We start from the raw sequence: 19,496 nt of genomic DNA on the forward strand, positions 1-19,496 counted from the left end.
CGTCTATTTGATGAATCGTGCAAATGCCCCGGAAGCCTTGTTGTGGCAGGCCTCGGGGCGGTTTGGGGCGGCTGCAAGCGGGTGGAATTGATGACTGAAATCAATTGACAGGCGAAATCTTCGGGGATAGCTTTCGCAACAGATCACGGGGAATGCGTTTTATGGCGACAACGAAATTCATCAAGCCGTATGTCGAGCACGGTGAAAAGGCCAATGCAGTACGCAAGATCACCGTCTCGATTCCGCTGCATGTGCTGCGGCGGCTTTCTGATTTGCGCACCCACCGTCAAGTGAACAATCTTCGGCACGCTACCAACAGTGATGTGTTGGTCGAAGCGTTCCTGCACGCTTTTACTGGGCAACCACTGCCAACTGATGAGGAGCTGAGACGAACCATGGCCACTGCCAAGAAATCCGCTGCAAAGAAACCGGCCGCCAAGAAGGCCGCCGCCAAGAAACCCGCCGTGAAGAAGGCCGCCGCCAAGAAGCCGGTTGCCAAGAAGCCGGCCGCCAAGAAGGCTGCCGCCAGGAAGCCGGCCGCCAAGAAAGCTGCCGCCAAGAAGCCGGCGGCCGCCAAGAAAGCTGCCGTGAAGAAGGTCGCGAAGAAGGCTGCGCCGAAGAAGGCCGCCGCCAAGAAAGCTGCACCGGCCAAGGTGGTGAAGGCCACCAAGACCGCGAAGGCCAAAGCGAAGAAGTAAGGCGACACGCGACACCCCACAATAAGACAAGCCATCGACTTCTCTCCCCGCGGTGCCCAGCGCGGGGAGAGCACTTCGAGAAGCCTTCGTCCCGGCCTGGCCGGGACGCTTCGTTTCAGGGGGTGGAATATCCGTGCGCGCAACCGGCGGCATGCCCGCGTTGCCTTTCGCCGCCCACCCCGAGCGTGCCGTTTTCCGAAGGTCGCGACGATGCCTGCCTGGAACAGATTTCCGGCCGGTAGCGTGACCTTGCGCATGATTTGCCGTGCTTCGCCATTGGAGCTACCTTCTGCACATCCGCGCCGCGGTGAATCCGGGGGATTCGCCGCTCCTGGATCGACAGGGGGAAAAAGCGCGGGTATCTGTCGACACTCAGTGAGAGACCATGGATACCCGATACATACTTGATACGCGTCGGCATGCGCGTGGGGCCGTCCGGCCCCTGGTCATTGCCATCATCGCCATCTTCGCCTTGCTCGCCGTGGGTGCGTGGTTCCTGATCATCAAGCCGCACCAGGACCTGATCATGGCCGACTCAGGCGGTCATCCGTCCACACCGGTTTCCACCGCGACGCGGGCGGCGCCGCCGCCGCCGGCCAATGTGGCCGCGATGGATCTCAACCAGTTGCTCGCCGAGGCGCGCACCGCGATGAACGAGCAGCGCTACCTGGCACCGGCCGGCAACAACGCGTTCGAGTTCTATCTGCGCGTGCTGGAAAAGGAGCCCGGCAACAAGGTGGCCTCCGACGCGTTGCGCGAGACGTTCCCGTTCGCGGCCAGTTCGGCCGAGCAGGCGATCAACTCGCGTGACCTCGGCGAGGCACAGCGCCAGATCGAGCTGCTGGCGAAGGCCGATCCGGCCAACTTCACGCTGACCATCCTCCGCTCCAAACTGGATGCCCAGCGCAAGACGCTGGACAAGCAGCAACAGCAGGCCGTCGATCAGGAAAAGGCCGCACAGCTGGCCGCCCAGAAAGCCGCGGCGGACAAGCTGGCGGCGGATCAGCTGGCCGAGCAGCAGAAGGCACAGCTGGCCGCGCAGCAGAAGACGGAGCAGTCGCGCGTCGCGCAGCAGCCGCGTCAGCAGTCGGCGGCGGATGGCGGCGCCTCCGCTGCGGCGGACGGCGGCAGCACGGCGGCAGGCGGGACCACGGCGGCGGTGCTGGTGAAGGGCGCGGCCGCCCGCTATCCCACGGCCGCGATGCGCGCCCGCCAGGAAGGCTGGGTGGTGGTGTCGTTCACGGTCGATCCGGACGGCAGGACCAGCGACGTGAAGGTGGTCGAATCGCAGCCGCGGCATGTCTTCGACCGCGCCGCGGTCGATGCGGTGGAGCGTTACCGCTTCAACCCGGCGATGAAGGATGGCGTGGCCGTTTCCAGCGTCAAGCAGCAGCGGATCGAGTTCAAGCTCTGATCGGAGCGTGAGCGTGGCAACCCGGGCGGCGCATGTTTCGCATGCGCCGCCCTTCTTTTGGGCGGCGGCTCAGCGGTGCCGCGGCGTGCGGCGATGCACGCGTGGTTTCGCCTTGGCCTTCGCCCGGGGTTGCGCCACCGGCTTGGCGGGGCTCTCGAGGTTGGCCCAGTCGACGTGCGGCAGGCCCAGCAGGTCGTCGAACACCATCGGCATCAATCCGCTGGGTGTGGGGCCGGTGGAGTTCCACAGGGTGACCACGCCGGCGCGGTATTTCGGGAAGAAGCCGATCATGGTGCGATAGCCCGCCACGGCGCCGGCGTGATAGATCAGCGTTTCGCCGCCGTATTCGTAGACCCGCCAGCCGAGTCCGTAGTACGCGCCGCTCAGCCGCCCGCGACGCCAGGCGGTGGCGTACAGTTCGCTGGGGGTGGCGACGCCGGGCGTGTGCAACGTGTCCAGCAAGGAGGTGGGCAGCACGTCCTGGCGACCGCCCATCTGTGCGATCAGCCACTTCTCCATGTCGCGCAGGCTCGCGTTGACGCCGGCCGCCGGCGCGACCCGGTAGTAGGTCTCGCTCGGATCGAACGGCACCCAGCCCCGGCTGGTGGCACGGTGCGGGCGCGCCCAGCTCTTGCTGGATTCCAGCGCGGCCCGGCCGTAGCTGGCGGTGGTCATGCCCAGCGGATAGAAGATGCGCTTGTCGACCTGGTGATAGAAGAAGTCGCCGGTGCGGGCGAGCACCACGTCGCCGATCATGCTGAAGGCGACGTTCTGGTAGCCGTAGCACTGGCCCACGCCGCAGATCATGTCGACCTCGTCCAGCTTGCGCACCAGCTCTTCGTACGAAGTGTCGCCTTCGAGCATGTTGTCGTAGGTGTTGCGCGGCAGGCCCAGCCGCTGCCCCAGGATGTCGCCGACGGTGGCCTGCGCGGCGGCCTGCATGTCCTTCAGCTTGAAGTACGGCAGCACGTCGACCAGCTTGGTGTTCCAGTCCAGCTTGCCGTCGTCGACCAGCAGGCCGGCGATGGCGGTGGCGAATGCCTTGGACAGCGAGGCGAGGCGGAACACGGTGTCCGGCTTGATCGGCTGCTTGGTGGCGGTGTCGGCATAGCCGACGGTGCCCTCGAACACCACCTTGCCGTCGATCACCACCGCGGTGGCCAGGCCGGCCACCGCGTCGCGCTGGGCGAGACGGTTCAACCAGCGCTGGTAGTCCGCGAGGGTCTGCTTGACGCGTGCCGGCGGCAGTTGCTGCGGCGCGGTGTCGACACTGATCGACAGCATGGCGGGTGCCGGGGAGGCGGGTGATGCGGCGGCGCGGAGCGGCGTGCAAGCCAGCCCCAGGGTGCCGGCGATCAGCAGGAAGATCTTCTGAAACTGCATGGTATTCTGGCGTGGTTCCGGCGTGGGGATGCGCCTTGGGGTGGAGAGCTTGACGATGGGTCTGATCATCTTCCTGATAGTCGTCGTTCTGATTGTCTTGTACTTCGTGGCGATCTACAACGGACTGGTCACTTCGCGCAACGGCTACAAGAACGCGTTCGCGCAGATCGACGTGCAGCTCACCCGTCGCCACGACCTGATTCCGAACCTGGTCGAGACGGCCAAGGGCTACCTGGCGCACGAGCGCGGCACCCTCGAAGCCGTGGTGCAGGCACGCAACGCGGCGGTCAACGAACTGGCCGGCGCGAAGGCCAACCCGGGCGACCCGGCCGCGATGCAGCAGCTGGCCAGCAGCGAAAACGCCTTGACCCAGACGCTGGGCCATTTGTTTGCGCTGCAGGAGGCGTACCCCGACCTGAAGGCGAACCAGACCATGATGCAGCTCTCCGAAGAGCTGACCTCCACCGAGAATCGGGTGGCGTTCGCGCGGCAGGCCTATAACGATGCAGTGCTGACCTACAACAACCGGCGAGAGGTCTTTCCCGCGTCGTTCGTGGCGAACGGCTTCGGCTTCGCCGCCGCCGAGCCGCTCGCGATCGACAATCCGGCCGTGCGCGACGCGCCGAAGGTCTCCTTCGGCTGATCGCCGCCGCGTCGCGGTGCATGCCGCGGCGCACTCCGGGAGCTTGCATGGATTTCTTTGCGCAACAGGCGCGCGTGCGCGGCAGCAGCCGGCGGCTGGTGGCGCTGTTCGTACTGGCGGTGGTGGCGATCGTGGCGGCGATCGACGCGGCGGCGTGGCTTGCCTTCGGCCACCATCCGGCCGAAGGCGAGCCGGCCGCGTCGAACCTGCCGCTGCTCCTCGCCAGCAGTGGCGCGGTGATCGCCGGGATCGGACTCGGCTCGCTGTTCCGCATCATGAGCCTGTCCGGCGGCGGCAAGGCCGTCGCTGAAAGCGTCGGCGCGGTGGCGGTGCCGGCGGATACCCGCGACCCGCAGCTGCGCCGGCTGCGCAACGTGATCGAGGAGGTCGCGATCGCCTCCGGTGTGCCGGTGCCGGACATCTACCTGATGGCCGACGAGGCGGGCATCAACGCCTTCGCCGCCGGTTACTCCGCCTCCGACGCGGCGGTGTGCGTGACCCAGGGCTGCCTGGACAACCTCACGCGTGACGAACTGCAAGGTGTGATCGCGCACGAGTTCAGCCATGTGCTGAACGGCGACATGCGGCTCAACATCCGCCTGATGGGCCTGCTGTTCGGCATCCTGGTGCTGGCGGTCGTGGGGCGCAAGGTGCTCCAGTTCGGTGGCGGCCGCGGCAGTCGCCGAGGCAGCGGCGGCCAGGTGCTGCTGATCGGTGCGGCGCTGATGGTGGTCGGCTACATCGGCTACTTCTTCGCACGCCTGATCCAGGCCGCGGTGGCGCGCTCGCGCGAAGCGCTGGCGGACGCCTCGGCGGTGCAGTTCACCCGCCAGACCGATGGCCTCGCCGGTGCGTTGAAGAAGATCGCGATCAACGCCGAAGGCTCCGCCTTGCAGGTGGCGAACAGGCAGGAAGTGGCGCACATGCTGTTCGGCGAGGCAGGCAGTTTCAATGCGCTGTTCGCTACCCATCCGCCCTTGCTCGAGCGCATTCGAACGCTGCAGCCTGGCTTCAAGGAGGCTGACCTGGCACGCATGGCGGCGGGGATGCAGCGCGAAGCGGCGCCGCCTGCGCAGGCGAACGGCCCGGCCGCCGCCTCGGGCGTGCCGGGCATGCCGGGGTTGCCGTTGCCGCCGATCCTGACGGGCGTGCTGGCCGGCGGCGTGGCCGCGGCCGCGCCGGCGTTCCGGCGTGTCGCGACCGTGCAGCAGGCGATGCCGGCGAGCCTGAGCGAAGCCGTGCAGCAGCCCTAGTCCGCGCTGACGGTGATGCTGGCGTTGGCGCTGTCCTTGAAGGCGGAGCTGCAGCCGGCGCAGCGCCGGATCGTCGCCGATGCCTTTGGCGACGACGTGCAGCGCGCCGTGCAGGCGCAGGCTTCCGCCCTGGCCGCCTTGGCGCCGATCGCGCGCCTGCCGCTGGTCGCGCTGGCGTTTCCCGCGCTCAAGCAATTGCCCGACGGGCGCCAGCAGACTTTGTTGCGCGCGCTGGACGAGCTGGTCAAGGTGGATGGCCGGGTCGACATCAACGAGTACTGCCTGGCACGGCTGCTGCGCATTCACCTGAGCGAGGCAAGTTCGCCGCGCCGTGCACCGGTCGACGGCGTGAAGAAGCTTCCGGCGGCGCGCGACAGCGTGATCCTGGTCTGTGCCATCGTCGCCGCGGCCGGCTGTTCGGACGAGGCCAGCGTAAGGCGCGCCTGGCTGCTGGCGATGCAGCAGGCGTTCCCCGGCGAGGCGATCGACTGGACGCCGCCGCCGGCGGCCTGGCAGGCGCCGTTCGAGCGCGCGCTGGACGATCTGGACGGCCTGAGCCCGATGGCCAAGGAGCTGGTGATCCAGGCCTTGCTGTGCGCGGTCCACGCCGACGGCCAGGTCAGCGTGGAGGAGGCCGAATTGTTGCGGGTGATCTGCGCCAGCCTGCATTGCCCGCTGCCGCTGGGAGAGGACGGAGGGGGTCAAGTCGCCACTTGACTCCCGCCGTTCCCTCCCGTAATCAACGCACTCGCCCGCTCGGCGATCATGATGGTGGGTGCGTTGGTGTTGCCGGTCGGCAGGGTGGGCATCACCGAGGCGTCCACCACGCGCAGCCCATCCACGCCGCGCACGCGCAGCTCGCTGTCGACCACAGCGCGATCGTCCTTGCCCATGCGGCAGGTGCCGACCGGGTGGTAGATGGTTTCGGCCTTGCGCCGGATGAAGTCGACGTACTCGGCGTCGCTGGCGATGCGCCGTTCCGGGAACACCGGCGCGCCGCGGTAGGGCGCGAACGCGGCCTGGTCGAGGATCTCGCGCGACAGTCGCGCCGCCTCGACCAGCAGCTTCAGGTCGTGGCCTTCCGGGTCGCCCAGGTAATTGGCGTGGATCGCGATCGGCTGCGCCGGATCGGCCGAGTGCAGGCGCAGCCGGCCGCGGCTGCGGGGGTGCAGATGGCAGGCGTGCAAGGTGTAGCCGTAGCCGGGCAGGCGATGGCGGCCGTGGTCGTCGAGCAGCGCGGGCACGAAGTGGAACTGCAGGTCGCAGCGCGCGTCGGCGGCGAAGCGGCTGCGCACGAAGCCGCCGGCTTCGGCCACGTTGGAGCTGCCCGGCCCGTCGCGGTGACGCAGCCAGCGCCAGCCGGCGGCCAGTTCGTTGAGGTGGTCGTAGCTGACGCGGCTCGGGTTGCCGTCGAGCGTGCAGATGTCCAGGTGGTCCTGCAGGTGGGCGCCGACGTCGGGCAGGTCGGCGAGCACCGCGATGCCGTGCTCGCGCAGGTGGTCGGCCGGGCCGAGTCCGGACAGCATCAGCAACTGCGGCGAATTGATCGCACCGCCGGCGAGGATCACCTCGCCCGCCGCGATCCGTTCGGCGTCGTGCCGGCCGCGGCGCAACTGCACGCCGACCGCGCGGCCGTGCTCGATCAGCACGCGCTCGACCAGCGCATGCGTGCGCACGTCGAGGTTCGCGCGCCGGCGCACCGGCTTCAGGAACGCCGTGGCCGACGAGCAGCGTGCGCCGTCGCGCTGGGTCACCTGGTACAGCCCGAAGCCGGCCTGTCGCTCGCCGTTGAAGTCGTCGTTGCGTGCGAAGCCGGCGCTCGCGGCCGCGTCGAGCAGCGCTTCCGACAGCACGTTGCGGTGGCGCAGGTCGGCGACGCCGAGCGGGCCGCCGGCGCCGTGCAGCGCGCCGGCGCCGCGGCTGTTGTCCTCGCTGCGCAGGAACCACGGCAGCACCTCGCGCCACGACCAGCGCGGGTCGCCGCTGGCTTCGGCCCAGCCGTCGTAGTCGGCCGCCACGCCGCGGATGTAGCACATCGCGTTGATCGAACTGGAACCGCCGAGGGTCTTGCCGCGTGGCCACCACAGCCGGCGCTGGCCGAGCGCCGGTTCCGGCTCGGTGCGGTAGTTCCAGTTGAGCGCGCGGTTGTTGGCCAGCCGCGCGATGCCGGCGGGCATGTGGATCAGCGGGTTCCAGTCTGCGGGGCCGGCTTCCAGCAGCAGCACGCGCGTGGCCGGATCGGCGCTGAGCCGGTGGGCCAGCACGCAGCCGGCCGAGCCGGCGCCGACGATGATGTAGTCGTAGTGGTTCAAGGCGTCCCCCGTGCGTGACGGAATGAGCGTGACCGCGTGCTAGGCTTGCCGCGCCCCACGCCGGATGTACCCGTGAGTTTGCCCCGCCCGCTGCCAGTGGAACAAGCCGCCGCGCCGATGCTGTCCGCGCTGGCGTTCTTCTTCGTGATGACTTCGTACTACATCATCCGGCCAGTCATGGGCCAGCTGAGCGGTGCGGTCGGCTCGCAGTCGCTGCCGCTGTTCTACGGCGCGGTGTTCGTGGTGATGCTGCTGCTGACGCCGCTGTTCGGCATGCTGGTGGCGCGCTTCCCGCGCAGACAATTGCTCGGCTGGAGCTACAGCTTCTTCATTTTGTGCCTGCTCGCCTTCGTGCCTGCGTTCATGGCGCAGGAGCGCATCGGCGCGCGCGAGCTGGGCGTGCTGTTCTTCGTCTGGGCCAGCGTGTTCAACCTGTTCGTGGTGTCGCTGTTCTGGAGCTTCATGGCCGACATTTTCTCCAGCGCTGAGGCACGGCGGGTGTTTTCGCTGATCGCATTGGGCGGCATGGCCGGCGCGGTCTTCGGTCCGCTGGTGACCAAGCTGCTGACGCAGCTGATCGGGGTGGCGCCGTTGTTGGTGGTTTCTGCGTGCGCGCTGACTCTCTCGCTGACGCTTTTGCTGCGGCTTTCCGCGCAACACGATCAGCAGCCGGGCAGCGCTGGCGAGGCGGCGATCGGCGGCTCGCTGTGGGCCGGCATCAGGCAGCTCTGGTCGCGTCCTTTCCTGCGCTACATGGCTTTGCTGATGTTGTTCGGCGATGGCATCGGCACGCTGGCCTATGCGCTGGTGGCGGACTATGCCAAGGCGCATTTCACCAGCACGGTCGCGCGCACGTTGTTCTACAGCAATCTCGACCTGGCCACCAATCTGCTCGGTGCGGTGTTGCAGTTGAGCGTGACGCCGTGGCTGCTGGTGCGTCGCGGCGCGGGCTGGGGACTGGTCGTCCCGTCGCTGGTGAATCTGGCCTTGCTGGCCGGGGTGGCGTTGATCGGTGGCGGGAGCTTTGCGTTCTTCAGCTACAGCGTGCCGCTGCTGGCCGTGATGCAGGTGATCACGCGCGGCTTCGCCTACGGCATGACCAAGCCCGCGGTGGATGCGCTGTATACGCGGGTGCCGCGCGAGACGCGCTACAAGGGCAAGAACTTCGTGGAAACCGCGGTGTGGCGCTTCGGCGACGTGGTGGTGACCAGCGCGGTGAGCGGCCTGCGCCTGCTGGGCTGGGGCGTGGCCGGCCTGGCCTTGGCCGGTGCCGGCGTCGCTGCGCTGGCCGTAATGGTGTCCCGGCGTGCCGGCTGGTCGCCGGACCTGGCGCCCGACGAGCAGGCACCCGTGGACAAGGCGGCGAAAGCATCGGCGTGAGCCGATGCTTTCCCAAAGCCCGCGTCTCAGCTCGTGATGTAACGCTGCAGGTGCTCGATCTGCTCGGCCTGTGCGTCGATCACCGCCTTGACCAGGTCGCCGATCGAGATCACGCCGACTACCTTGCCGTCGTGCACCACCGGCAGGTGACGGATGCGGCTGTCGGTGCACAGGCGCATGCAGTCGAACACGTCGGTGTCCGGGCTCACGGTCAGCGGGGGGCCGCTCATGATGTCGGACACGGCGGTCTGCGACGAGGAACGGCCCTGCAGGATCACCTTGCGCGCGTAGTCGCGTTCGGACATGACGCCGACCAGCTGCTCGCCGCGCATCACCAGCAGCGCGCCGATCCGATGCTCGGCCATGTGCTTGATCGCATCAAGTACCGGCGCCTCCGGCGCGATGCTGTAGATCGCGTTGCCCTTGCCCTGCAGCAGATGTTTGACCTGGCTCATGCTTGGGTCTCCCAGCGGCCCGGGCGGGCCGTCTGGGGCGAGTCTAGCGCCGCCACCACGCCGGCGTGTAGTGAAGTTGTGAACCCGTCGCGCCGCGCTCAGTGCGTGGCGCGTGGCGGCGTGCGGCCTTCGATGTAGCCGAGTCCGCCGAGCTGGTACATCTGCCGCTGGATCCACGCCGCGCGGCGCTGCACGTAGGCGCTGGGGCGGTCCGCATGCAGGCGCCGCGGGCTCGGCAGGACCGCGGCGAGGCGGGCGGCCTGGGCCGGGCCGAGCTGCGCCGGCGTGGCGTGGAAGTACGCCTCGCTGGCCGCGCCCACGCCGTAGATGCCGTTGCCCAGCTCGGCGATGTTCATGTACACCTCGAGGATGCGCTGCTTCGGCCAGGTCAGTTCGATCAGCACGGTGAAGTACGCCTCCAGCCCCTTGCGCACGAAGCTGCGGCCGTTCCACAGGAACAGGTTCTTGGCGGTCTGCTGGCTGATCGTGCTGGCGCCGCGCAGGCGCCGGCCGTCGTCGGCGGCGTCGAGCGCGTCCTGGATCGAATCGAGGTCGAAGCCGTGGTGGTAGGGGAATTTCTGGTCCTCGCCGGCCACCATCGCCAGCGGCACCCAGCTGGATACCTGCGTCCACGGCACCCAGTGCTGGCGCAGGCGGAAATCCTTCTCGCCGTGGAGCCATGCGCCGAGCTGGCGCTCCAGCATCACCGCCGACGTCCACGGCGGCACGAAGCGCAGCACCAGCACCACCAGCCAGCTCAGCGCCAGCCATGCCAGCAGCAGGATCGCCAGCGTGCGCAGCAGACGTAGCAGCGGGGCGCGGCGGAATGGAAAAGGCATGGCGGTACGCGTGGGAGGACGCGGGCAGTATAAGGGCCTGTTCAAGGGACGTTGTCCGGCCGCCGCGGCGCCCCCATCTGTGGCGCTTGACCTCCAGGAGACCTGCTGCCGTGGAAAACCTGCCTGCCGAAGACGTGCTGCATCGCTTCCTGCTGGAACGCGCCGGGGTGCGCGGTACCCTGCTGCGGCTGGGGCCGGCCTGGCGCGAAGTGGCCGGTCGCGCCGACTACCCGCCGGCGCTGCACGCCCTTCTGGGCGAGGCGCTGGCCGCCAGTGCGCTGCTGACCGGCGGGATCAAGCTCGACGGCGCGCTGTCGATCGAGCTGAAGAGCGCGGGCGCGTTGCGCCTGCTGTTCGCCGAGTGCAGCGACCAGGGCCGCCTGCGCGGGCTGGCGCGCTGGAACGAACCGCTGCCCGCGCCGCTGGCGCTGGATGCGCTGGCCGGCGCGATCATGGCCATCACCATCGGCAACGTCGATCGCGGCCAGCGCTACCAGGGCCTGGTGGACCTGCGCCACGCCGACCTGGCCGCTTCGCTGGAAGACTACTTCACGAAGTCCGAGCAGTTGCCGGCGCGGATCCTGCTGGCCGCCGACGGCGAGCAGGCGGTCGGCCTGATGCTGCAGAAAATGCCGGGCGAGGGCGGCCACGCCGTGGTGCAGGACGACGATGCGTGGAATCGCGTGGTGCACCTGACCGCCACCCTGGGCACGCAGGAACTGCTGGCCAGCGCGCCGGAGCAACTGCTGTACCGCCTCTACCACGAGGAGTCGGTGCGCCTGTTCGAGCCGCGTCCGCTGGCGTTCGGCTGCAGCTGCAGCCGTGAGCGGGTCACGGCGATGCTGCGCTCGCTCGGCCGCGACGAGGTGGAGGCAGCACTGGCCGCCCGCGGTGACGAGATCGAGGTGGTCTGCGAGTTCTGTGCGCAGCGCTATCACTTCGACCGGATCGACGCCGAACACCTGTTGAGCGAAGCTGCGGCACCCGGCGCGCCGGGCACGGCACAGTAGACACTCGGTTCCGCGATCAGGCCAGCAGCAGCGGCTTGTCCGCGCCGAGCCAGGTGCTGGCCGGCTGTGCCTCGGCGAACAGGAAGCCCTGGCCGTAGCGGCAGCCGACGCGCAGCAGCGCCTGCCGCTGCGATTCTTCCTCGATGCCCTCGGCGATCACCTTCATCCGCAGCGAATCGGCCAGCACCTGGATCGCGCGCACCAAGGCCAGGCCTTGCGTCTCGGCGTCGTCCGGTGGCAGCTCGGTGATGAAGGAGCGGTCGATCTTCAGCGTCTCGAACGGGTACTGGTGCAGGTAGCTGAGCGAGGAATAGCCGGTGCCGAAGTCGTCCAGCGCGATGCCGACGCCGTGGCTGCGCAGGTTCTGCAGCATCTGCTTGACCTGGGTCGGGTTCTCCAGCAGCGCGTGCTCGGTGACCTCGATGCGGATGCAGCGCGTGGGCACGGCGTACTGGTCGAACAGCGCCAGCAGCCGCAGGTCGAGGTCGGCCGAGCGGAAGTGCCGGCCGGACACGTTGATGCTGATGAAACCGTCGGTGCCGATCAGCCGCACCGCCTGGGTGCACACCTGCTCGAAGATCTGCCAGTCGATCGCCTCGGCGCAGCCGCACTCTTCGGCGATCAGCAGGAAATCGTGCGGCGGCAGCAGGCCGCGCTCGGGATGGTGCCAGCGCAGCAGCGCCTCGTAGCCGGTGATGCGGCCGTCCGCGAGTTCGACGATCGGCTGGTAGAACGGCTCGAACTCGTTGCGGCTCAGCGCGTGGCGCAGGTCGCTCTCCATGTCCAGCAGCGACAGCGCCTCGCGGCGCAGGCGGTCGTCGAACATCGCCGCGCGATGGCGGCCGCCGTCCTTCGCGTTGTACATCGCCGCGTCGGCGTCGCGCAGCAGTTCCTCCGGCTGGCGGTAATGCGGGCGGGCCAGCGCGATGCCGATCGAAGCGGAGGTGAAGATCTCCTTGGTGCCGAGCCGGAACGGCGTCTGCAGCTCGCTGATGATGCGCTCGGCGATCAGGGTGGCCTTGCCGGTCTCGACGATGCCCTCCAGCAGTACCGCGAACTCGTCGCCACCCAGGCGCGCGACCACGTCGCGCGTCTTCAGGCAGGCGCGGATGCGGCCGCCGACCTGGAACAGCAGGTCGTCGCCGACCAGGTGGCCGACCGAGTCGTTGATCACCTTGAAGCGGTCCAGGTCGATGAACAGCACGGCGAACTGCTCGCCCGGGTTGGCGGCGTAGCGCTGCATCGCCTGTTCCAGCCGTTGCAGCAGCAGGGTGCGGTTCGGCAGGCCGGTCAGCGAGTCGTGCAGCGTTTCGTACTTCAGCCGGCGCTCGACGCGCTCGCGCTCGGCGATCTGCTCGCGCAGGTCGCGGTTGGCCAGCGCCAGCGCGCGGGTGCGCTCGGTGACGCGGCGCTCCAGCCCGGCATAGGCCTGCTTCAGCGCCGTCGCGGCCTGTTTGCGCTGCAGCGCGTTGGCGATGTGGTAGCTGACGAAGGTCAGCAGCTCCTGATCGCGCTCGTTGTAGGTGTGCTCGGGCGAGTAGCTCTGCAGCGCCAGCACGCCCATTGCCTTGCCGCCCCAGATCAGCGGCACGCCGAGCCAGCACACCGAGCGTGCGCCGAAGAGGCTGATTTCGCCGAGCGCGCTGAGCCGGTCGATTTCCGCCGGCGTGGCCAGCAGCGGCTTGGCGTGGCGCAGCACGTACTCGGTGGCACCCCGGCCGTGCGCACGCGGCGGCCGCACGCTGTCCATGTCGTCCACCGAATAGGGGAAGGTGAGGTGGCCGTTCTCCTCGTCAATCAGCGCGATGTAGAAGTTGCGCGCGTACAGCAGGCCGCTGATCACCTGATGCATGGCCGCGTAGAACTTGTCCAGGCTGTCCGAGGTGTTGGCCAGCTCGGCGATGCGGAACAGCGCCGCCTGCAGGCGTTCGCCGCGCTGGCGCTGCAGCACCTGCTGGCGCAGCACGCGGTTGGCCTCGCGCAGCGCGGCGGTGCGGTCGGTGACCCGGCGGCCCAGCTCGAGGTGCGCCTCGCGCCGCTCCAGCGCGGTCTGCACGTGCTGCGCCACGTAGTTCAGCAATTCCAGGTCGTGCCGCGAGTAATGGGTGTCGGCACGGTAGCTCTGCATCACGATGCCGCCGACGACGCGGCCGCCGCGCAGCAGCGGCGCGCCCAGCCAGTGTTCGCAACTGGGGCCGATCGGCACGAAGCGGTCGCCGAACTGCTGCTTCAGCTCCTCGAATGAACCCATCAGCGGGCGGCCTTCCTGCAGCAGGTTCCAGGTCAGGCTGTGCAGCATGCCGTGCAGCGGCAGGTGCTGGTCTGGCGGCGGCGGGTCGGTATCGGCGATGTCGACGTAATAGGGGAAACGGACGGTGTCGGTGGCCGCGTCGTACAGCACGATGTAGAAATTCTCCGCGTACATCAGGCTGCTGACGATGGCGTGCAGCGAGCGCATCATCTCGGGCATGTCGTGGTCGGCGCCGGCCTGCTCGGCGATCGCGTAGAGCGCGCGCTGCAGTCTCTCGGCCAGCGCCAGCCGCGAGATCGCCTCGTACAGGTGGCTGGTCTCGGCCAGTTGGTGCAGCCGGATGTCGGCCAGCCGGCCCAGCCAGTCCAGCCGGTCGCGCAGGGCTTCGGGCAGCGGCAGGTCGGCCCATTCGAGCACCAGGGTGCGCGGGCCTTGCGGGTCCTCGGCCAGATCCATCTGCCCGGCCAGATGGCCGGGTTGCTCGTCCATGCGCCGCCAGCGCAGCCGGCCATGGATGCCGAAGTTGTCCAGCATGAGTTCGCACACGTCCATCACGCCGGCGGCGTCGGGTGCCTCGAACAGCCGTTCGACCGCCGCGTGCAGGGCCGCAAGATCCCGTGCCACCGGCGGTGGTTGGGATGAGCGGATCGTCGGTGAGGCACTCATGGGGCTGCGACTGGTTCCGGTGCGACCTGGCGGGATCGGCGTGGCATGTCTTTATATCGTGTAAGTCTGCACCCCCGCCACTTTCCCCGGGGCGGGAACCCGCGGCTGGCCGGGAGGTCGAAGGGGCATCGGCTGCAGCTGTTTTGTGCGTTGGGACGGATTTTCGGGGTGTTAGTAAAACGTAAAGCGGGGTATACTTCGAGCCAAGTATCCTCTATCGAGCGAGTCATCGGTCCATCGTCATGCGCCGCCTGTCCGTCCTGCTGTTGACCCTGTTGCTGCCGCTTGCTGCGGCCGGGCAGTCTGCGGGCGGCGACAGCGCCATGGCAGAGCGCCTGCTGGCGCAGCCGCCGGACCAGACGGCCGAGGTTGAACCCGGCGTCGTGGTGCCGCTGTGGCGCGGCGCCGACGGTCGCCTGCTGGCGCTCAAGGCGGATCGCAGCACCGGCGCCGAGGCGCTGCGCAAGAATGCGCCGCTGGCGCTGCGGGTGGTGGATGCCTCCACGCTGATGACGACCGGCGTGGAATACGGGCTGGGGCCGCGACTGCAGGCGCACGCGCAGGTCAGCGAGCAGGCCTGGACGAACCCGGGCCTGCGCGTGCTCGGCAGCGAGGTGGGCGCCACCTATGACGCCGGCCGTTACAGCGTGGGTGTCAGCGTCGGCAGCAGCACCACGCCGAACAGGAACGTGTTGCCGCGCGTGTTGCCGGGCGCTGCGCCGGGCGTTGACGGCCTGTCCAGCTTCGACAGCAGCGCCCAGCTCAATGCGCATGGCCGACTGGCGCTGGGCAGCAAGAGCGGCATCGACCTGGGCGCCAGCGTGGGCCGGATCTATCTGCTGCCGGGCAACCTGCTCGGCGTCGATACGCTGGATCAGAAGGCGCTGAGTTTCGGCGTCGATCATGGCCCGCTGAGCGGCGTGCTGATTGGCCGCACGATGCAGCCGCAGGCCGGCATTCCGGGTGGCCTGAACGCCGACCGGCGCTGGAACAGCATCGATTTGGGCGTGACCTGGCGTCTGCCGTGGCGCGGTTCGCTGAGTGTCGGCGCGCAGAACCTGTGGTCGTCCGGCACACCGGCCAGTACGCCGGCGGGCCCGGAACCGGACCAGTCGCGCACGCCGTACGTGCAGTATCACCAGGATCTCTGAGCGGTTTTCTTCCGCTGGCCCCATGAGAAAACGCCGTCGCCATGCGACGGCGTTTTTCGTTGGCGCGTGCGTTCAGTCCCGCTTGCGCACGCGCAGGTCGCCGCTGAAGGTCTCGATGTTGATCTTGCCGGTACCGTCGCCGAGGCGGACGTCCAGCGAGCTGCCGGGGCCGTGCTCGGGTTCCTTCGGCGTGCCGAAATCGCTGCGCAGGTCACCGCTGAAGCTGCTGGCGTGCAGACTGGCCGAGGTGGCCGCCGGCAGTTGCAGCTGCACGTCGCCGCTCATGCTGTCGATGCCGATGCTGCCGGCGGGAGCCAGCGCGCCGCTGAGCTGCACGTCGCCGGACACCGTGCTGAGGGTGAGCTTCCGCCACGGCCCGCCGCTGGCCTGGATGCGGCCGGAGATGGTCTGCAGTTCGACCTCGTGGCCCAGCGCGGGCGCGAGGATCTCGCCGCTGACGGTCTTCAGCTCGGCCTGCCCGGCCTGCCCGGCCTGCTCGATGCCGCCGCTGACGCTGTCCACCTTCAGCGAGGGCGTGCGTGCGTTGATGCGCGCCTTGCCGCTGACCGTGTTGACCTGGATGCTGCCGCCGTCCATGCCGTCGATGACCAGCGGTGCGCTGACCACGTCGACGTCGAGCGAGGCTGCCCTGGGCACGTGCAGCTCCAGCGTGGTGGGCGCCATCTTGCTGTCGCCGCCCCAGTTGAACCAGCCGGGGCCACCTTGCGGTTCGACCTTGATCTGCAGGTTGTCGTCGGTGCCGGTGACCGCCAGCGGCCTGGCGCCGTCGCCGAGCCGGCCGCTGACTTGCACCTCGTTGCGGTCCCAGGCGGTCACGTTCACCGTGCCGGCGACGTTGCCGATGCTGATGCGGGCGGTCGACGTGGCGTCGTGGCGCAGCTGGATCGGCGTGCCGGCGAGGGCCTGGCTGATGCACAAGCACAGCAGCAAGGGAAGGTAGCGGGCGGTTTTCATGGTCGTTCCTGTGAGTGTCAGCCGGCCTGGTGGGCCAGCTGGCGCAGTTGTGCCTGTTGCTGTTCGGTGCGCCCGAGCAGGCGCTGCAGTGCCGGTGAATCCGGGGCCTGCCGGAGGGCCAGTTGCAATTCCATCCGTGCGGCGTCCAGCTCGATCGCGGCGCCGGTGAGGCGCGGGTCGGAGGGCTTCCAGTCGGTGGAGGACTTCAGGCTGCCGGCCAGCGGTGCGGCCGCCGGCGCCCGCAGCACGCGCCAGCCGATGCCGCCGGCCAGCAGCAGCGAGGCGGCAAGGCCGGCGGCGATCAGCCCCTGCCGGCGCGGCGTCGGTCGAGGCTCGCGCAAGGGCAGGGGCGCCGGTGCCGTGCGCTGGGCATCTTCCAGCACGGCGTCGATCGCGGACCACAGGTCGCGCCGCGGTACCAGCGGCTGGCGCAACTCGCGCAGCTGGCGGCGCCATTCGAATTCGTTCACGAGCATTCTCCCAATAGCTTGCGCAGCAGGCCGCGGGCGCGGTGCAGCTGTGCTTTCGAGGTGCCGATCGCCATGCCCAGTTCGCTGCCGATCTCTTCATGCCGCCAGCCCTCGATGTCGTGCAGCACCAGCACGGCGCGGGCACGCGGCGGCAGGCTGCCGATCGCGCGTTCCAGCTCTTCGCGCTCGGCGGCGCAGAACGGGGTCTCGCCGGTTTCCGGCAGGTGCTCGTCGTCGAGCATGCTGACCGGGTCGGCGCCGCGGGCGCGGATGTCCATCAGCGCCACGTTCACCGCCAGCCGGTACAGCCAGGTGCCGAACGCGCTTTCGTGGCGGAAGCCAGGCAATTTCTGCCAGGCGCGGACAAAGGCATCCTGGGTGATGTCTTCGGCGCGCGCATGGTCGTAGCCGGCGAGCCGATACACCGCGCCGTGCACGCGACCTACGTGCAGCCGGTACAGCCGCTGGAACGCGTGGCGGTCGCCGGCGGCCGCCGCGCGCACGTCATCGCTGTCGTTGGCTCGCGTTGAGGCGGGCGACATGGCGCTTCCAAGGGCAGGACAGGCGGCGGTCATCTTGCCAGCTTGGATGCGGCGTTGCGCGAAAGGGTTTGCACGGCGCGCGCCACGCTGGGCCTGCAAGTGCCGCGGGCAGGTCGTGGCGACCTGCCCGCCGCCTGGACACCTCAGGAAGCAGCGGCCTCGAGGCGCGACGGGCCGGCGTCGTCTTCCAGTGCCTGCACCACGCGCTGCTGTTCCCGGCGCAGGCGTTCGGGCAGGCGCGGGGCAAAGCTGGCGAGGTAGTCGCCGATGGCCGACAACTCGGCCTGCCAGCTGGCGTTGTCCACCTCGAGCAGTTCCTCGAGCGGGGCACGCTCGAGCCTGAGCCCGTCGAGCTTGAGTTCGCCTTCGTCCGGCAGGATGCCGATCGGCGTCTCCGCGCCGCTCGCGCGGCCTTCGGCGCGGTCGATCATCCACTCCAGCACGCGCAGGTTGTCGCCGAAGCCCGGCCACAGGAACTTGCCGTCGGCGCCCTTGCGGAACCAGTTGACGTGGAAGATCTTCGGCAGCTTCGCGCCGGGCCGGTCGAACGACAGCCAGTGCGCGAAGTAGTCGCCGTAGTGGTAGCCGCAGAACGGCTTCATCGCCATCGAGTCGCGACGCAGCACACCGACTGCGCCGGTGGCGGCGGCGGTGGTCTCCGAGCCCATCGCGGCGCCCATCAGTACGCCGTGGCTCCAGTCGCGCGCTTCCATCACCAGCGGCAGCAGCGAGGGCCGGCGGCCGCCGAACACGATCGCGCTGATCGGCACGCCCTGCGCGGCTTCGGCCATCTCCGACCAGGTCGGGCACTGCTTCGCGCTGACCGTGAAGCGGGAATTGGGGTGCGCGGCGGGGCCGTTGGCCGGGTCGTACGGACGCCCCTGCCAGTCGGTCACGGGCGCGCCGGGCAGGCCTTCCCACCACGGCTGGTTGTCGGCGGTGACGGCGACGTTGGTGAAGATGGTGTCGTGCGAGATGCTGTGCATCGCATTGTGGTTGGTGGCGTCGCTGGTGCCCGGCGCCACGCCGAAGAAGCCGGCCTCCGGGTTGATCGCGTACAGCCGTCCGTCCGCACCGGGGTGCATCCAGCAGATGTCGTCGCCGATCGTCCACACCTTCCAGCCGTCACGCCGGTAGCCTTCCGGCGGAATCAGCATCGACAAGTTGGTCTTGCCGCAGGCGGAGGGGAACGCGGCGGCGACGTAGTGCGTCTCGCCGCGCGGGTTCTCGATGCCGACGATCAGCATGTGTTCGGCCAGCCAGCCTTCGGTGCGCGCCTGGTTGCTGGCGATGCGCAGCGCGTGGCACTTCTTGCCCAAGAGCGCGTTGCCGCCGTAGCCGGAGCCGTAGGACTTGATGCTGAGCTCGGCCGGGAAGTGCATGATCCAGCGGCGCTCGGGGTCGAGCTCGCCGATGGAGTGCAGGCCCTTGACGAACGTGCCTTCGCGCTCGATGCGCGCCTGCGCGGCGGCGCCCATGCGGGTCATGATCCGCATGTTGGCGACCACGTACGGGCTGTCGGTGATCTCCACCCCGCAGCGTGCCAGCGGCGAGTCGATCGGGCCCATGCAGTACGGGATCACGTACATGGTGCGGCCTTCCATGCAGCCGTCGAACAGCGCGTCGATCTTGGCGTGCGCCTCGGCCGGGTCCATCCAGTGGTTGTTCGGGCCGGCGTCTTCCCGGTTCGGGTGGCAGACCAGGGTGAGGTGCTCGACGCGGGCCACGTCGGTGGGATGGGAGCGGTGCAGGTAGCAGCCCGGATGGGTTTGCTGGTTCAGTTCGATCAGCGTGCCGTCGGCCAGCATCTGCTGCACCAGGGCCTGGTATTCGGCGTCCGAGCCGTCGCACCAGTGGATCCGTGCGGCGCGGGTCAGCGCCGCCGCCTGGTTGACCCACTGTTCGAGCGCTTCCAGCTTGCTGGCCATCGTGTCCCCTTGAGGTTTTCGGAAAAAGTGACCGGAAACGCTAGTTTGCGTGCACTGGTATTGCAAGGTTCGATGCAGCAGAAAACGGCGCCGCATGGCGCCGTCCGGGGCTTTCGGCAGGCTAGG

Annotated in this window: 17 protein-coding genes; 8 read left to right on the forward strand and 9 right to left on the reverse strand. The window is 68.9% G+C overall.

All coding sequences use genetic code 11. The features are described from left to right. The first annotated feature begins 161 nt into the window (after positions 1 to 161). Together metJ and RHOOR87_RS0116320 are read left to right on the forward strand one after the other, a co-directional pair. Entirely contained in the window at positions 162 to 698 is a 537-nt protein-coding gene (gene metJ, locus RHOOR87_RS20905) for a met regulon transcriptional regulator MetJ (RefSeq protein WP_081491641.1), read from the forward strand. 385 nt (positions 699 to 1,083) lie between these two features. Beyond that, complete coding sequence (locus tag RHOOR87_RS0116320; RefSeq protein WP_027485623.1) at positions 1,084 to 2,112, forward strand: energy transducer TonB; 1,029 nt, start codon at positions 1,084 to 1,086, stop codon at positions 2,110 to 2,112. Between the two features lie 69 nt (positions 2,113 to 2,181). Here RHOOR87_RS0116320 and RHOOR87_RS0116325 read toward each other — a convergent pair whose 3' ends face one another. Next, a complete protein-coding gene (locus RHOOR87_RS0116325) occupies positions 2,182 to 3,495 on the reverse strand; it encodes a serine hydrolase domain-containing protein (protein WP_027485624.1) in 1,314 nt (437 codons plus the stop codon). Positions 3,496 to 3,550: 55 nt separating this feature from the next. Here RHOOR87_RS0116325 and RHOOR87_RS0116330 point away from each other — a divergent pair, with 55 nt between their 5' ends. Genes RHOOR87_RS0116330 through RHOOR87_RS20845 form a run of 3 tightly spaced genes read left to right on the forward strand, consistent with a single transcriptional unit; the run spans position 3,551 to position 6,108 of the window. Then, the gene (locus RHOOR87_RS0116330; RefSeq protein ID WP_027485625.1) at positions 3,551 to 4,138 is read left to right on the forward strand and encodes a LemA family protein; all 588 of its coding nucleotides are present in this window, start codon (positions 3,551 to 3,553) and stop codon (positions 4,136 to 4,138) included. A gap of 47 nt (positions 4,139 to 4,185) precedes the next feature. Then, positions 4,186 to 5,391, forward strand: coding sequence for a M48 family metallopeptidase (locus RHOOR87_RS20840; protein ID WP_231381821.1), 1,206 nt, complete (start codon positions 4,186 to 4,188; stop codon positions 5,389 to 5,391). Positions 5,392 to 5,406: 15 nt separating this feature from the next. Next, positions 5,407 to 6,108 (forward strand): hypothetical protein, encoded by a 702-nt coding sequence (locus RHOOR87_RS20845; RefSeq protein ID WP_231381822.1) that lies wholly within the window; start codon positions 5,407 to 5,409, stop codon positions 6,106 to 6,108. On the opposite strand, the gene RHOOR87_RS0116340 is transcribed toward RHOOR87_RS20845, so the two are convergent. Then, positions 6,093 to 7,703 (reverse strand): choline dehydrogenase, encoded by a 1,611-nt coding sequence (locus tag RHOOR87_RS0116340; RefSeq protein ID WP_027485626.1) that lies wholly within the window; start codon positions 7,701 to 7,703, stop codon positions 6,093 to 6,095. The genes RHOOR87_RS20845 and RHOOR87_RS0116340 overlap by 16 nt on opposite strands. A 117-nt stretch (positions 7,704 to 7,820) precedes the next feature. Here RHOOR87_RS0116340 and RHOOR87_RS0116345 point away from each other — a divergent pair, with 117 nt between their 5' ends. Beyond that, positions 7,821 to 9,083, forward strand: coding sequence for an MFS transporter (locus RHOOR87_RS0116345; RefSeq protein ID WP_043795776.1), 1,263 nt, complete (start codon positions 7,821 to 7,823; stop codon positions 9,081 to 9,083). A gap of 26 nt (positions 9,084 to 9,109) precedes the next feature. Here the strand turns inward: RHOOR87_RS0116345 and RHOOR87_RS0116350 are convergent, their stop codons facing one another. Both RHOOR87_RS0116350 and mtgA read right to left on the reverse strand, forming a co-directional pair. Then, positions 9,110 to 9,538: a CBS domain-containing protein gene (locus RHOOR87_RS0116350; protein ID WP_007510852.1), complete on the reverse strand. Its 429-nt coding sequence runs from the start codon at positions 9,536 to 9,538 to the stop codon at positions 9,110 to 9,112. A 98-nt stretch (positions 9,539 to 9,636) separates the two neighbouring features. After that, a complete protein-coding gene (gene mtgA / locus RHOOR87_RS0116355; protein ID WP_027485628.1) occupies positions 9,637 to 10,377 on the reverse strand; it encodes a monofunctional biosynthetic peptidoglycan transglycosylase in 741 nt (246 codons plus the stop codon). Positions 10,378 to 10,487: 110 nt separating this feature from the next. Here mtgA and RHOOR87_RS0116360 point away from each other — a divergent pair, with 110 nt between their 5' ends. Next, positions 10,488 to 11,387, forward strand: a complete 900-nt coding sequence (locus tag RHOOR87_RS0116360; RefSeq protein ID WP_007510848.1) for an Hsp33 family molecular chaperone HslO — start codon at positions 10,488 to 10,490, stop codon at positions 11,385 to 11,387. A gap of 16 nt (positions 11,388 to 11,403) precedes the next feature. Here RHOOR87_RS0116360 and RHOOR87_RS0116365 read toward each other — a convergent pair whose 3' ends face one another. Next, complete coding sequence (locus tag RHOOR87_RS0116365; RefSeq protein ID WP_027485629.1) at positions 11,404 to 14,304, reverse strand: EAL domain-containing protein; 2,901 nt, start codon at positions 14,302 to 14,304, stop codon at positions 11,404 to 11,406. A gap of 242 nt (positions 14,305 to 14,546) precedes the next feature. On the opposite strand from RHOOR87_RS0116365, the gene RHOOR87_RS0116370 reads away from it, so the two are divergent. Next, on the forward strand, positions 14,547 to 15,455 hold the full coding sequence (locus RHOOR87_RS0116370) for a hypothetical protein (RefSeq protein ID WP_027485630.1): 909 nt from the start codon (positions 14,547 to 14,549) through the stop codon (positions 15,453 to 15,455). Positions 15,456 to 15,527: 72 nt separating this feature from the next. Here RHOOR87_RS0116370 and RHOOR87_RS0116375 read toward each other — a convergent pair whose 3' ends face one another. The 4 genes from RHOOR87_RS0116375 to RHOOR87_RS0116390 form a co-directional block, all read right to left on the reverse strand. Continuing rightward, on the reverse strand, positions 15,528 to 16,430 hold the full coding sequence (locus RHOOR87_RS0116375) for a DUF4097 family beta strand repeat-containing protein (protein WP_027485631.1): 903 nt from the start codon (positions 16,428 to 16,430) through the stop codon (positions 15,528 to 15,530). A gap of 17 nt (positions 16,431 to 16,447) precedes the next feature. Next, a complete protein-coding gene (locus RHOOR87_RS0116380) occupies positions 16,448 to 16,900 on the reverse strand; it encodes a hypothetical protein (protein WP_015446818.1) in 453 nt (150 codons plus the stop codon). Further along, positions 16,897 to 17,442 (reverse strand): sigma-70 family RNA polymerase sigma factor, encoded by a 546-nt coding sequence (locus RHOOR87_RS0116385; protein ID WP_027485632.1) that lies wholly within the window; start codon positions 17,440 to 17,442, stop codon positions 16,897 to 16,899. Before RHOOR87_RS0116385 ends, RHOOR87_RS0116380 begins: the two co-directional genes overlap by 4 nt. A gap of 143 nt (positions 17,443 to 17,585) precedes the next feature. Further along, positions 17,586 to 19,370, reverse strand: a complete 1,785-nt coding sequence (locus tag RHOOR87_RS0116390) for a phosphoenolpyruvate carboxykinase (GTP) (protein WP_027485633.1) — start codon at positions 19,368 to 19,370, stop codon at positions 17,586 to 17,588. Positions 19,371 to 19,496: the final 126 nt, after the last annotated feature.

The organism is Rhodanobacter sp. OR87 (genome assembly GCF_000473345.1).
Lineage (GTDB): Bacteria > Pseudomonadota > Gammaproteobacteria > Xanthomonadales > Rhodanobacteraceae > Rhodanobacter > Rhodanobacter denitrificans.